The sequence below is a fragment of the Metabacillus rhizolycopersici genome (assembly GCF_020075705.1).
Window position 1 is genome coordinate 1 of record NZ_JAIQUM010000261.1, and the last position, 620, is coordinate 620.

Annotated in this window: 1 protein-coding gene; it reads right to left on the minus strand. The window is 35.6% G+C overall.

The genetic code is table 11. The features are described from left to right. Positions 1-23 precede the first annotated feature (23 nt). Positions 24-620: IS3 family transposase (locus K9V48_RS28475; RefSeq protein WP_224142354.1), on the minus strand; the 597-nt coding region annotated here is incomplete at its 5' end.

The window sequence follows — 620 nt, forward strand, 5'->3', positions numbered from 1 at the left end:
CCCCTAAAAGTTAGAGTTTTATATTAAGCAGCTAATTGGCTGGTATGAATCCGGTATTGAACGGGACTCATGCCTGCCAATTTTTTCTTTATACGCTTGATATTATAATACTCTATATATGCTTCAATCTTTTTCTTTAAATCTTCAAACGAGCATAGTTCCTCGCCGTGATACATTTCTTGTTTTAATAAACCGAAAAAGTTCTCCATTGGTGAATTATCTATACAATTGCCTTTCCGTGACATACTCTGGAATATTTTGTTTTCCTTAAGTGCTTTTACCCATTTATTATGCTGATAATGCCATCCTTGGTCCGAATGAATAGTTGTTCTGTACTTGGAATCTTTTACGATTTCGAGAGCTTCCTCGAGTGGTTTAAGAGCTAGTTCTAGGGTTGGGCGTGTACTTATACCATATGAAAGAATTTCGCCGTTAAACATATCCATGATTGGGTTCATATATAGTTTTACACCGTCTAAACACTTGAATTCTGTTATATCAGTAGTTAACTTTTGATGGCAGACATTTGTGTGAAAACGGCGATTAATAAGGTTCTTCGCAATAGTCCCCACAGTCCCTTTGTAAGAACTATACTTACGTGATTTTCTTATGAACTTATC